General features: G+C 41.5%; 13 protein-coding genes. 9 read left to right on the forward strand and 4 right to left on the reverse strand.

The genetic code is table 11. The annotated features are described in order from the left end of the window. Positions 1–16: 16 nt before the first annotated feature. Both C2M25_RS03675 and C2M25_RS03680 read right to left on the reverse strand, forming a co-directional pair. Positions 17–730, reverse strand: a complete 714-nt coding sequence (locus tag C2M25_RS03675) for a YebC/PmpR family DNA-binding transcriptional regulator (RefSeq protein WP_105180428.1) — start codon at positions 728–730, stop codon at positions 17–19. A 74-nt stretch (positions 731–804) separates the two neighbouring features. Beyond that, a complete protein-coding gene (locus C2M25_RS03680) occupies positions 805–2,547 on the reverse strand; it encodes an ABCB family ABC transporter ATP-binding protein/permease (protein ID WP_105180535.1) in 1,743 nt (580 codons plus the stop codon). A 210-nt stretch (positions 2,548–2,757) separates the two neighbouring features. On the opposite strand from C2M25_RS03680, the gene C2M25_RS03685 reads away from it, so the two are divergent. The 9 genes from C2M25_RS03685 to C2M25_RS03725 all read left to right on the forward strand — a co-directional run bounded on the left by C2M25_RS03685 (position 2,758) and on the right by C2M25_RS03725 (position 11,467). Continuing rightward, positions 2,758–3,804: an NAD(P)-dependent alcohol dehydrogenase gene (locus tag C2M25_RS03685; protein WP_105174043.1), complete on the forward strand. Its 1,047-nt coding sequence runs from the start codon at positions 2,758–2,760 to the stop codon at positions 3,802–3,804. Between the two features lie 206 nt (positions 3,805–4,010). Beyond that, positions 4,011–4,382, forward strand: coding sequence for a hypothetical protein (locus C2M25_RS03690; RefSeq protein ID WP_135924907.1), 372 nt, complete (start codon positions 4,011–4,013; stop codon positions 4,380–4,382). Between the two features lie 73 nt (positions 4,383–4,455). Then, positions 4,456–6,267 (forward strand): protein translocase subunit SecD, encoded by a 1,812-nt coding sequence (secD, locus tag C2M25_RS03695; protein ID WP_105180430.1) that lies wholly within the window; start codon positions 4,456–4,458, stop codon positions 6,265–6,267. Next, entirely contained in the window at positions 6,264–7,184 is a 921-nt protein-coding gene (gene secF, locus C2M25_RS03700; protein ID WP_105180431.1) for a protein translocase subunit SecF, read from the forward strand. Before secD ends, secF begins: the two co-directional genes overlap by 4 nt. 75 nt (positions 7,185–7,259) lie before the next feature. Beyond that, the gene (locus tag C2M25_RS03705) at positions 7,260–7,736 is read left to right on the forward strand and encodes a GreA/GreB family elongation factor (protein ID WP_105180432.1); all 477 of its coding nucleotides are present in this window, start codon (positions 7,260–7,262) and stop codon (positions 7,734–7,736) included. 241 nt (positions 7,737–7,977) lie between these two features. Next, positions 7,978–9,372, forward strand: coding sequence for a RimK family protein (locus C2M25_RS03710; protein WP_105180433.1), 1,395 nt, complete (start codon positions 7,978–7,980; stop codon positions 9,370–9,372). Next, a complete protein-coding gene (locus tag C2M25_RS03715) occupies positions 9,372–10,475 on the forward strand; it encodes a GNAT family N-acetyltransferase/peptidase C39 family protein (RefSeq protein ID WP_063705650.1) in 1,104 nt (367 codons plus the stop codon). The genes C2M25_RS03710 and C2M25_RS03715 overlap by 1 nt, the downstream gene beginning before the upstream one ends. Before the next feature lie 30 nt (positions 10,476–10,505). Then, positions 10,506–11,000, forward strand: coding sequence for an MgtC/SapB family protein (locus tag C2M25_RS03720; RefSeq protein WP_063705648.1), 495 nt, complete (start codon positions 10,506–10,508; stop codon positions 10,998–11,000). Positions 11,001–11,026: 26 nt separating this feature from the next. After that, entirely contained in the window at positions 11,027–11,467 is a 441-nt protein-coding gene (locus C2M25_RS03725; protein ID WP_105180434.1) for a GNAT family N-acetyltransferase, read from the forward strand. Positions 11,468–11,477: 10 nt separating this feature from the next. On the opposite strand, the gene C2M25_RS03730 is transcribed toward C2M25_RS03725, so the two are convergent. Both C2M25_RS03730 and C2M25_RS03735 read right to left on the reverse strand, forming a co-directional pair. Then, positions 11,478–12,677 (reverse strand): GAF domain-containing sensor histidine kinase, encoded by a 1,200-nt coding sequence (locus C2M25_RS03730; RefSeq protein WP_063705643.1) that lies wholly within the window; start codon positions 12,675–12,677, stop codon positions 11,478–11,480. Between the two features lie 119 nt (positions 12,678–12,796). Beyond that, entirely contained in the window at positions 12,797–13,807 is a 1,011-nt protein-coding gene (locus C2M25_RS03735; RefSeq protein WP_105180435.1) for a GlxA family transcriptional regulator, read from the reverse strand. Between the last annotated feature and the right edge of the window lie 25 nt (positions 13,808–13,832).

Consider the following 13,832-nt stretch of genomic DNA (forward strand, 5'->3'; position numbering starts at 1 on the left):
TGGTTGGCCTTTTTAATTAAAACTGTGCGTTATGGTAAACGTTTTGTACGTCGTCACAGTCTTCTAGCATGGCTAAAAAGCGCTCCATGACTTCAACGTCTTCACCTTCAATGGGTGCTTCTACTTGCGGCACAAAAGCAATTAGATCTTCGTGGAAATCAGTAATTCCCATTTCTTCAAGTGCTGTACGGGTGTTGTTGTATTCTGTGTGTGGAGCAAATACGGTAATTTTACCGTCTTCAACTTCAACATCAGTTACATCTACATCAGCCATCATTAATGCTTCTAAAACAGCTTCGTCATCATCACCATCAAAGACAAAAATAGCGAGGTGATCGAATAAGTGTGATACTGAGTTTTGCGCACCAATTTTTGCATTCGCTTTTGTAAAACAAACACGTACGTCAGCAAAGGTACGTTTGTTGTTGTCGGTTAAACAGTCAACAATGATCATACAGTTGCCCGGGCCGTAACCTTCGTAGCGAGTTGCTACGTAATCTTCGCCGCCACCGCCTTTGGCTTTATCGATTGCACGCTCAATTACATGCGTAGGTACTTGGTCTTTCTTTGCACGCTCAATTAAGCGACGAAGCGCTAAGTTGCCATCGGGATCAACACCACCATTCTTAGCGCAGATATAAATTTCTTTTCCGTACTTTGAATAAACTTTGGTTTTTGCACCCGCAGTTTTTGCCATTGAGTCTTTTTTGTTTTGATAAGCTCTGCCCATCTGCGTGTTGCCTTTTTGTTATAGATAAAAATAAAGCGGTTATTCTAATCATTTAAACTACTAGTTAACAGTGTTTATTCTTCGCTTTGCTGTAACTGCCACATTCGTGCGTATTCACCATTCGCTGCAAGCAGTTGATGGTGCTGACCTTGCTCAACAACCTGTCCTTGTTTCATAACAATAATTTTGTCTGCGTCAGTAATTGTTGATAAACGATGCGCAATGACTAAGCTGGTGTGTCTTTGTGCGACTTCACGCATCGCACTAAGAATGGCTTGCTCTGAATGCGAATCTAGCGCCGATGTTGCTTCATCAAATAATAAAATCGGTGAACCTTTTAAAATGGCTCTGGCTATTGCAATGCGCTGCTTTTCACCGCCTGATACTTTTAAACCGCGCTCACCAACAAGGGTTTTATCGCCTTTGTCTAGGCTGGCAATAAATCCATCTAAATGGGCAAGGCTTATGGCTTTATCAATTTCATCTTCGCTTGCTGTTGGGTTTCCGTAGGCGATGTTTTCGCGAATGCTGGTATTAAATAGCACGGTATCTTGCGGTACGATGGCAATAGCTTGGCGCAAGCTCTCAAGTGTTACTGTGTTGATTGCTTGCTCATCGATATAAATTTTGCCCGCATCCACATCATAAAAGCGGTAGAGCAGGCGGCTTAGAGTGCTTTTACCTGCGCCACTGGCACCAACAATGGCCACTTTGCTGCCAGAAGTAACCTCAAAGCTTAAGGTATTTAAAATTGGCCGTTGTTTGTCGTAACTAAACGACACATTTTCAAATCGAATAGCCGCTTTGGTTACATTTAATGGTTTTGCATCTTTATCATCGCTAATGGCGGCTTTTCGATTTAATAGCCCCAGCATGTTTTCAAGGTCAGTCAGCGCACGACGTATCTCACGATAAACAAAACCTAAAAAGTTAAGCGGTAAAAATAACTGGATCATGTAAGCATTGATCATCACAAGCTCACCTATTGTCAGCTCTTTATTGACCACTGAGCTGGCACCTAGCCACATTAGCGCTGTAATAGCCGCGGCGATTATAAGCGCTTGCCCTGAATTAAGTGCCAGTAAAGATAAACGATTTTTAAGCCTCGCTTGCTCCCATTTAGCTAAAAAGCTGTCGTAGGTGTTTGCTTCATAGTGTTCATTGTTGAAGTACTTAACGGTTTCGTAATTTAGCAAGCTGTCGATAGCACGGGTATTAGAGTTATTATCAGCAGTATTTGCTTCACGAATGAATCGGTTTCGCCACTGCGTTACAATCACAGTAAAAACAATGTAAATAGCGACCGCGATAACGGTGACTAATGCAAACCACGGTGAAAATAAGGTCGCAAAAATAATCGCTACTGTGATTATTTCAAATAGGGTTGGCACGATGTTAAACATCAAAAAGCGCATTAAAAAACTGAGGCCATTTGTACCACGCTCTATATCGCGACTGATACCACCTGTTTGCCTATCAAGGTGAAAGGCAAGCTCTAAACTGTGCAAGTGCTTAAATACTTTTAAGCCGATATGGCGCATTGCGTGCTCTGTAACACGGCCAAATAATGCATCGCGTACTTCACCAAAAAACACACTGGCAAAGCGCAGTAAACCATAGGCGATCAGCAAGGCAATAGGAACGCTTAATAGCGGGTTGATACTCGCATCAACAGCGTCAATTATTTCTTTTAGTGCCCAAGGCATCAGCAATGTGGCGCCTTTTGCAGCAATAAGCGCTAAGACGGCTAAAATAACGCGGCCTTTAAAGGTCATTAAATAGGGCCAGAGTGTTTTGATGCTTTGTGATAGGTTCATTGCATCAGGCGATCTTGTCACCTGTTCTTTGCGGCTCATTCCACGCATGGGGGTCTCTTAAAATCAATTTGATAAAAATAGGCAAAAGCTTTCGTGTTTTAGGCAAGTGAACTTTGCAAATTTACCTCTATACTGAGTGAAGTATACACCAGTGCATTAGCAAATTAGTTAATTGCATGAGTTAAACACGAAGAAAATTAAGGAGTAAGCATGAAAACCGTCGGTTATGCAGCACATGATTCTGAAAAACCATTAGAGCCGTATCATTTTGAACGCCGTGCACTTCGTGATGAAGATGTATCAATTGAAATTCTGTATTGTGGCGTGTGCCATTCAGACTTACACACAGCAGAAAACGATTGGGGCTGGACTCAGTATCCTGTCGTACCAGGCCATGAAATTGTTGGCCGTGTCCTTGAAGTAGGCAGTGGTGTTACAAAATATAAAGTAGGCGATAATGTCGCTGTAGGTTGTATGGTTGATAGCTGTTTAAGCTGTGACCAGTGTCATCACGGTGAAGAGCAGTTTTGTCGCGAAGGGATGGTAGGAACCTACTCAGGACAAGACCGTATCAGTGGTGAACTCACTCAAGGTGGTTATTCAAAGCACATTGTTGTGCGTGAAGAGTTTGTATTGAGCGTGCCAAAAGGCTTAGACCTTGCTAAATGTGCACCAATTCTATGTGCGGGTATCACAACGTATTCGCCACTACGCACGTGGAATGTCGGCCCAGGTAGCCGTGTTGGTGTGATTGGGCTAGGTGGTTTAGGCCACATGGCGATTAAAATCGCAGCTGCAATGGGCGCACATGTTACGGCAATAAGCCGTAGTGATAAGAAAAAACAGCAGGTTTTATCTTATGGCGCAAAAGATTTATTGGTATCGAGTGATGAAGCAGCCATGCAAGCGCATGCTAATCAATTTGATGTGATCATTAATACCATTCCGGTAAAACACGACTTTACGCCGTATATTCCGCTTTTGGATATTGATGGTACGCAAGTATTGGTTGGTCAAGTAGGTGAGCTTGCTGAGTCTAACTCAGTGCCGTTATTAATGGGGCGTCGCCGTGTTGCTGGCTCATTAATTGGCGGTATAGCGCAAACCCAAGAGATCCTCGATTTCTGTGCGTTACATAATATTCTGCCAGAAGTCGAAATGATCAATATGGACCAAATTAATGACGCATTCGATAAATTAAAGCAAGGTGATATGGCCTCTCGCTTTGTTATCGACATGTCATCATTAGAAGTTTAACTTGTTTAAAAAAGTTAAATTAATAAGCGGGTCTAGTTAGGCTCGCTTTATTTTAGGTACTTTTATTTAAGTAATACCTTGTGTTTTATTTTTTTACCCTCATTATATCTCTGTTATCCGCTTAATTTATTGGTCAGTTCTTGTTACGGTTTTTCTCAGTCATTATCTTGCTATTTACTGTGTTCTTTAGTGCACAGAGCATGGCTATGCCTGACAATCACTCACACTATGCTGCGACTAAATTGTTCCAAGTCGAGCTGACTAAAACCCCAGTTATTTCTCAAACTCATACAGTTGAACACCCTAAACCGGTAGAACCATCGGGGTTTGATACCCTTGTGCCGCGTTTAACTGCCAGTAATTCATCATTGTTTCTTTATCATAGTCAGGTTGATCCTGATTACGAGCTATTGATTGAATTCTTTGCTGAAGATTGGGGAAAAGAGCACTTTTTAGCGCCGCCAGGTGCTGTGCGTGTGATCCCATGGTTTGCGTTAGCCACTCAACGTAAATCCCGCATTAGTGGCTGGAAAGACGCTAATCTCTTGTACAAAGCCAATACGACCTATCATAGCTAAACGACTTCCTTCGTTACTTTTATATTTTTGGAATTAATTTTTACCGGCTGACAATGCCGGAAGGAAGTCATGTATGTCACATAAATCTAAGCCGGCGCTATGGCGTCGTCTAAAAATGAGTTATGTCGCTATGATAGCGGCGTGTATTTTACTAGCGGTAAGCGCATTACCTAATCTTTATCCTAACAAATCTTGGTTGCACATTAGCTTGCCAGATCAAACTGTGACGCTGCAAAGTGTGACAACGTCACTAAATCAACATGGTTTTGAAGTGACTGAAGCCAATGATAGCCAAGCACAACTGGCTATTTTATTAGCTGAGCCGACTCAAAGTGCTAATGCGTTGAGCTTTATAAAAACGCAATACCCACAGCTAAAGGTTAAAATTGTTGAGCATGCGACAAGCCCACAATGGCTTCAGCAGCTGGGTCTTTCACCGATTAAATTGGGACTCGACTTAAATGGTGGCGTTTTATTTGTGCTTGATGTTGACCTAGATAAAGCAATGCAAGAGCACTTAAACAGTGTGTATCAACAAACTAAATTGACGCTTCGTAAAGACAAAATTCGTGGGATCCGTGCAAGTGAAGTAAAAGATGGAGTTGAGTTACAAATTTTACCAAGCTCCGAGGAGCAACTTGCAGGGCTCGTATCAACGTTACAAGGTCAATTCAAAGGCCTGATGCAAACTAAATCAACAACGAATAACCTAACCACAGTATTACTGCATTTTAATGAGCAAAGCCAAAACGAATTCAATAAACAAGTTATGGCGCAAAGCTTAACAACCCTGCGTGGTCGCATTGAAGAGCTTGGTATTACTGAAGCGGTAACGCAAAGACAAGGTAAGCAGCGCATTCGCATTGAGTTACCCGGTGTGCAGGACCCATCAGAAGCGAAACGGATTATTGGTGCAACTGCGACCCTTGATTTTTACCAGGTCGTCGAAGTAGGTGGTAAAGCGTTTAATGTACAAGGCGGTGGCGTTGTTAATTTAAATCCGATGGCGATTTTTTCAGGTGATCACATTAATAATGCCAGTGTTGGCAAAGATGAATGGGGCAAGCCTTTAGTTCAGCTTAGTTTAGATTCGCAAGGTGGCGATGCGATGTCTGCTTTTTCAAAGCACAACATAGGTAAACCAATGGCCACGGTGTATTCTGAATACTCGCGGGATGCGAATGGCGACGTTGTGAAAAAAAGCGAAGTGATCAATGTAGCAAACATTGCCCAGCATTTAAGTTCTCGTTTTAGCATTACTAATATGAAAAGCCCGCAAGCAGCTTACGATTTAGCGCTTTTACTACGCGCAGGGTCGCTCACAGCGCCAGTGACAATCGTTCAAGAACAAACCATAGGCCCAAGCTTAGGTAGTGAAAACATTGAACACGGTTTAGCAGCGTTAATGCTGGGTATCGGTATTACCCTTGCCTTTATGGCGCTTTGGTATCGTCGCTTAGGGCTGATTGCCAATATTGCTTTATTGCTTAATCTAACGGCTTTAGTTGGTTTAATGTCGTTATTACCGGGGGTTGTACTGACTTTACCGGGTATTGCAGGGCTTGTTCTGACGATAGGGATGGCAGTGGATACCAATGTGATTATCTTTGAGCGAATAAAAGAAGAGAAGCGCAAAGGTCGACCTACATATCAAGCGATTGAGCAAGGTTATAACCAAGCATTTACGACCATTTTTGATGCCAATGTGACTACGATGATCACGGCAATTATTTTATACGCCATTGGTTATGGGCCGGTGAAAGGCTTTGCAATCACGTTAGCGCTTGGGCTATTAACCAGTGTCTTTACTGGCGTTTATATTTCGAAAGCGCTTAGCCAAACACTCTACATTAAACTAACTAATTTAACGGGGGCTAAAGCATGAGTTGGTCAACATTAACTGCACCGAGTATAGCGCGCGTTTTAGGATTACTGCTAAGTTGTGTTTTAGTCATCGCGAGCTTAACTGTTTTATCTGTAAAAGGGCTAAACTTTGGTCTTGATTTTACAGGTGGCTACATCACGGAAATTAACACAACGTCAGTCACAACAATTTCTGATTTAAAGGCAAAGTTAAGCCCAGAGGTTGCGAGTAAATTAGCCATCAGTAAAGCGGGTGAATATCACTTTGTTTTAAGAGAAGCACCAGAGGCTAGCAAAGCGAGTACTTGGCAAGCAGAGCTGAATGAACAAGGCGTCGACTATAGCGTATTATCTAGCTCATTTTTAGGCTCACAAGTGGGTGATGAGCTTTTTGAACAGGGCTGTTTAGCTTTATTTGCAGCGCTGATTGCAATTATGGTTTATCTTGCCGTGCGCTTTGAATGGCGACTCGCAGTAGGTTCAGTGGTTGCACTGTTACATGATTTAATCTTAGTGCTTGGTTTGTTTTCCTTGCTAGGGCTTGAGTTTAATTTAACCGTGCTGGCGAGTTTACTGGCTATTATTGGTTATTCATTAAATGACTCAATTATTGTTGGCGACAGAGTCAGAGAGCTTTTACGTATTCAGCCAGACAATCAACGCATAAATACCCATGTTGTGATTAATGATGCAATTGGCTCTACGTTAACGCGTACATTGATCACCTCAGGCACAACACTTGCGACCATTGCCTGTATTTGGCTGCTTGCAGGGGCTGCATTAACGGGTTTTGCTATCGCGTTATTTGTGGGCATTGTGGTGGGGACATTCTCATCGATTTGTATCGCCGCGACCTTGCCGCAGTTATTGGGGTTAAGTTCAGAAAATTACACCCAAACACTGGATGATAAAACCAAAGCCTATATGGAGATGCCGTAAGTCAGTTTTATAACTTACTTTCATCAGCCGCTATTTTCCATAGAATAGCGGCTTTTCTGTTTTAACTGCTTTGATATGAATAAAACACACGTAATTGAACATTTACGCTTTGCGCTTGAGGCACAACTGCAAAACGCTAAAGAAGCGGCAAAAGCGGCCCATGATGCAGCAACTCACGAAGAAAGTGTTGCTGAAACTCAATACGATACCTTGGGTTTAGAAGCCGCTTATTTAGCGCAAGGGCAAGCTGAGCGAGTTAATGAGTGCTACCGTGATATTCAGGCATTCAATACGGTGTTTAAAGAAAGCGAATTTAATAAGGTTCGTGAAGGTGCATTAGTGTGTCTTATCGATGAGCAAGATAACGCAAAGTGGTTCTTTATGGGCCCAAGTGCTGGTGGCTTAGTGGTCACCGTAAAAGAGCAACCGATTTATGTTGTAACCCGAGAAGCGCCGTTAGGTAAACAACTGATTGGCCAGCAAATTGATGATGAAGTAACACTGACTATTGCAGGAAATAAGCAGTTTTACAACATTACTGAAATACTCTGATCTAGAAAGTTTATTAATCAATAAATTTCATCTTAAGGTAAAAAATAACTCGTTGGTCACAAAGCTAAAAACCCTCTATAAATCACATCAAGCTTAATGCTTATACCAATACGCGCAATTACCAATTCTCGGGTATTGGTATTTCAAGCACCCATCTAGTTAAGTGAAGTTTAGCCTCATGCGTTCACTTAATTGGTTGGGTGTTTTCATTTTTTTCATAAGACTTAATTTAGGAAAAGTCGTGTTTAAAACCTTGATAGTGGTTGATAACAATGAGCAACGTATTGCTCAAAATTTCGAAAATGTCATTACCTTTGACACCTACTTACGTGATTACCCAAAACATAATGAGCCAAAAACGCGCATTTTAAACTTGTGTGATACAGGGCAGTATTTAAGTAAAGGTTATTATTGTTCTTTGCTTGCTGAAGCGAGAAAGCACCAGGTATTACCGAGTGTAAAAACAATTAATGCGCTCCGTAGCGATGAGCACAGCACGCGTCATAAAGAGCTCGCTGGTGGTACTGTCTTTTTTGGTCACACAGATCAAGAGCAGCAAAGTAAAGCAACCAAAGCATTATTCTCACAATATCCTGCGCCTATTTTGGTGTGTGATGAGCAAGGAGTTGTGAAGCAAGGCACGATTGCATCATTAGATGACACTGGCTTTACAGAGTTTGTAAAACAACTTAGTAGCTTTACCGAGTCTGTGTGGCGCATTCACGATAAAAAACGTCGTTACCGTTGGGATATGGCTATATTGGTTGATCACCAAGAAAAAGTGCCGCCAAGTGATAAAGATGCCATTGCTAAATTTATTAAAGCAGCCGCTAAACATGGTATTTATGCTCAAGCACTGACATTTGATGAAATTACCAATATTGCACAATTTGATGCGCTATTTATTCGTCAAACAACGGCCATCGACCATCCAACCTATCGTTTAGCGAGTAAAGCACAAAGCTTAGGGTTAGTGGTGATTGATGATGCAGAGTCAATACTGCGCTGTTGTAATAAAGTGTATTTGCACGATGCCTTTAATTATCAAAAAGTGCCGAGTTTAAAAACTCACGTTGTGGCTGATACACGTGAAGAGACAATTGAAAGTTTAGAAGCAAACTTTAGCTACCCACTGGTATTAAAAATGCCAGAAGGCTCTTTTTCAAAAGGCGTATTTAAAGTTGCTACTCGTGATGAGTTAGTTGCTAAGTTAACAGAACTGTTTGAGTTTAGTGCACTTGTGCTTGCACAAGAGTACATGTACACCGAATACGACTGGCGTGTCGGGGTGTTAAATGGCCGTGCAATTTATGCGTGTCGTTATTTAATGGCGCGTAATCACTGGCAAATTTACAACCATGATGCAAAACGCTTTTTCTCAGGTGGTTTTGAAACCTTGCCAACCTTTGAGCTACCTAAAGTGGTACTTGATGCAGCATTAAAAGCTTGTAAAACGGTGGGTAAAGGTTTGTATGGTGTTGATGTTAAAGAGCATCAAGGTAAAGCATACGTGTTAGAAGTGAATGACAACCCGAGTATCGACCATAAAGTCGAAGATGCCTATTTAGGTGATGAGCTTTATATGATCATTATGGATGAGTTTAAACAACGCCTAGAAGCACGAGGCCGCAGTTAATGAACGCATCTGTTTGTCAAATCCGCTTTGCCAATGCAACGGATTTGACGGCTCTTGTCGCCATTGAAGAGCAAAGCTTTAGCCAAGATAGATTAAGTAGCCGTAGTTTAAAACGCTGGATCAGCGCAAGCCACGGCTTATTGATGGTGGCTGAGGTAGATAATCAACTGGTTGGTTATGGTTTAGTGTGGTGCCACAAAGGGACGCGCCTTGCTCGGTTATATTCACTGGCGGTTTTGCAATCTCAGCAAGGTAAAGGTATTGCTTCAAAGTTACTACTTGCGCTTGAAAATGAAACGGCTAAACGGGGCCGTTTATACATGCGTTTAGAAGTTGCGGTAAACAACCAATCAGCAATTCGTTTATATGAAAAACTGGGTTACCAGGTGTTTGGTCATTACAGTGATTATTATGATGACCATAGTGATGCCCATCGAATGCAAAAAAACATTCGTCGTAATATCGAATTTAATGCCGATAAGCACACGCCTTGGTATCAGCAAACAACCGAGTTTACCTGTGGTCCTGCGGCGCTATTAATGGCAATGTCATCCTTGAATGATACCGCAATGAGCCAACTCAAAGAGCTGGATATATGGCGTGAAGCCACGACTATCTTCATGACTTCAGGGCATGGCGGTTGCCATCCTCTAGGGTTAGCACTTGCAGCAATGAAACGTGGTTTTAAAGCTGATGTAGTTTTAAATACCCGTGATACTTTGTTTATTGACGGGGTGAGAAGCGAAAAGAAAAAAGCCATTTTGCATACCGTACACAATCAGTTTGTGGCTGAAGCAATCGCTGCAAAACTGCCTGTGAGGTATCAAGAGTTAACCTTGGCCTCCATTGAAGATTGGCTTGCTGAGGGTAAAGCGGTGGTGTTATTGATCAGCACCTATCGGTTTGATGGTAAAAAGTCACCGCACTGGGTGTGTGTAACGCATATTGATGAGCATTGCTTGTACGTGCATGACCCGTTTTGTGAAAACGAAAAACAATTGGCGATTGATTGTCAGCATGTCCCAATAGCCAAAGCTGATTTTAACAAAATGGCGAGTTTTGGTTCATCAAGACTCAGCACTGCGATGGCCTTTTATTTATAATTTTAATTGTTAGTTTGATTTGGAAGTACAGTGACTCTGAGTAGTTTATTTGATATTGCCCCTTATTCTTGGTCAGCAATTGGTAGCGCCGCATTTTGCGGCGCAATTATTGGTATGGAGCGTCAGTTACGCGGTAAGCCTGTTGGTATTCGTACCTCCGCACTCATTGTGTTAGGTACCTACTTATTTCTTGCTACTGCATTTATGTTGCATGGCGATGTGATAGACCATTCACGTGTAGTGGGCCAAATTATCACCGGTATTGGCTTTTTAGGTGCCGGAGTAATGCTTGCAAAAGATGGCGCGGTAGTTGGTGTAACATCCGCTGCAACGATCTGGGTATTAGCATCAATTGGTGTTGTCATTGCCACCGACAACTTACTAGCTGCAATAAAACTATCTGTGCTAGTAGTAGGTATTTTATATGGTGTAGATGTACTTGAAGCTAAATTTAAGAGTTTAGGTCGCGGCGTGCATGCCCGTGTAAAACGCTATTCAAAGTTGTATTATCGAAAAGAAAAGTGAAGTTAGATAATAGATTAGAGTGAGTCATGGAGCCTTGTTACACGATAAAGCCTGCTAGTTTAGACGATTTGTTACTTGTTGATAGTCAAATTCCTGAGTTTGATGGCCGAAATACCCTTAGCAAATTACAAGCACAGTGTGCAGATGTTGAGCACCTAGCTTTAGTTGCCTATATCGATAATAAGCCTGTGGCCTACAAACTGGGTTATGCGTTAGATTCAAACACCTTTTATAGTTGGCTTGGCGCGGTTGCGCCAGAATGTAGAGGGAAGGGCATTGCGCAGGCTTTACTAAACGCGCAAGAAGCATGGGTTAAAGCCCACAGCTATCGAGCTATAAAAGTTAAGTCGATGAACCGTTTTCCTGCAATGCTGAGTCTGCTTATCAAAAATGACTATGCAATAGTGGGTTATGAAGACAGAGGCTGCCCACAGACTAGCAAAATTTTATTTACAAAAGACATTTAAACTAATTTACTTACTTCGGTAAACTAATCAAAAAGTGTGCGCCGTTGTTACTTTCTTGAACACAGATTTCACCTTGTAGTTGTTGAGTAACTATTTTCTTCGCAATGCTGAGGCCAAGCCCAATACCTGATTGGTTGTTTTTACCTTTATAAAATGGGGTGAAAATGGAGTTTTGTTCACTTATGCTGATACCGGTGCCATTATCGGTGTAGTGAACTTTTAATACCTCATCAAAATCATATATATCAATTTCTATAGCAGGGTTTTCGATATTGTTGAACGCATGCTCAATTGAGTTTTGCTGCAAAATAAAAAGTACTTGTTTTAGCAAGTCTATTTCAACTTCGAATTGGCTGTGAGGGTTTTGATAATTAATATCTAATTTGATACCACGATGTTTTATTTGTTCTTCTAAGTGTTTGTACAGTGACTCCGAAAGCTGAGCTAACGTCATGATTGTTTTACTTGATTGTGACTTGGTATAAAGCAAATCTTGTAAAATACGTATCTTGTAAGCACATGAAGTTAAGTTTCTGTCTAAGAGTTCATTGGTATTTATTAATGTTTCTAATGTGCTTTGTAAGGCTTGTTGGCTAAGGCGTTTTTTCACAAGCCGTGTTTGTGTTTCTTTGACAGCAAGTTGAGTGACATCAACTGCTGTTATACAGTTACCAAGTGGCGTGTTGAGCTCGTGGGCAATCCCTCTAATTAGAGTAGCCAGTTCTGCAAATTGTTGTTGTTCAAACGCTTGCTTTTGTTGGTATAACAATTTGAGTTGCGTTTCAAAGCTTTGCTTTATGGTTTCGAGTAGTTTTATGACAGGCTCTGTGTATTCATGGGGTTTGCTATCAAGGATACAAATAGTGCCAAATGGTGTGGTGTCTCCAGCACATATTGGTAAACCTAAATAAGAAATCATATTAAGTTTGATATCTGGGTTTTCTTTCCAGTCCTCATCAATAAGAGCGTTGGGGATATTCAGTAAGTTCTGGGTTTTTAATACATGCTCACAGTAAAGACCTGAATCTTCTAACTCTTCATTATCACCAATTTCATAGGGGTTTGCTTGATTATCGTTTTTAGAAAAAACACTAATAATATTATTTTCTACCTTCATTACTAAGGCGACGGGTACATCGGCAAACAAGGCTAAAACTTCGAGCGTTTTATTCCAACTTTGCACTAATTCATCATAATCAAGCTGATACATTTTTTCTTACTCAAACAAATACCAATACAACTAACTAAAAGCTTAGTAATAATTTTTAATTCAGCAACTTAAATATGATTTATCTGACTTCGACTTAGAACATTTCTTGCTATTTAGAGTTAGCCAAATAGTTTTCGTCTAACGACGGTACGGTATTCACTGGGTGTTTGTGAGAGTACTTTCTTAAATACCCGAGTTAAATGGCCTTGGTCGTTATAACCTACTTCTAGGGCAACTTCTTGAATTGATAAATTTGAAGACGCTAATAACTCTTTTGCGGTTTGTACTCGAAGCTGTTGCCAATACTCAACAGGAGTTTGGCTGGTGGCTTGACGAAAGCGGCGCGTAAAGGTGCGGTAGCTTAAACTAAATTGCGCCGCAATTTCTTGCAGGGTAAGTTCGGAGGTTAAATTGTTTTTTAGCCAAAATTGAATTTGTGCAATGAGCTCATCTGGGTGTTTATCGACAGCACCTTCAAGGTAGCGCTGCTCTTCATAGGGTTTACGAATTTCATGGGAGAAATTGCGCTCAACATGTTGTGCAGCTTCTCGCCCGTAATATTGACTAATAATATGCACAATAACATCGGCAAGGGCATTTAAACTCGCAACCGTATACATGCGCTCAGATTGCGTGATGAAAAAGTCAGGCTTAAGCTGCACTTTAGGGTAGTCACGTTTAAATTGCTCTGCGTAATGCCAGTGAGTGGTAGCAGGGTGGCCATCCAATAACCCTGCTTCGGCAACTAAACAATTACCTGTTCCAACACCAATGATATGGCTGCCTTGCTGCCAAGAATCACCAAGCCAATTCACCAAACTTTGCTGCTTGCTCACCACAGGACGCGGGTTTCGCCAAATCCCAGGCACAATAATTAAGTCACTAGCAGGCGCTGTGACGGTTTCGCAATCGGGCATAATTGCCAGCCCAGTACGATTAGGGATCGCTTTTAGACTACTTGCCACTAAATTGATGTTGAGAGGTTTAAATTCGTTCTGCTGACGATGGCTTTTAGCAAAGGCCTCACCAGCTCTGAGCATTTCGATAGGCAAGGTTAAACTGGTTATTAGTAAATGGGGATAAACCAAAATACTAATTTCAATGGCTTTTACGTGTTGAAGTTTCGTCACTCAAATTGCTCCGACCAGTTGTTTT

The organism is Pseudoalteromonas sp. T1lg21 (assembly GCF_002964625.1).
Taxonomy (GTDB): Bacteria; Pseudomonadota; Gammaproteobacteria; order Enterobacterales; family Alteromonadaceae; genus Pseudoalteromonas; species Pseudoalteromonas gelatinilytica.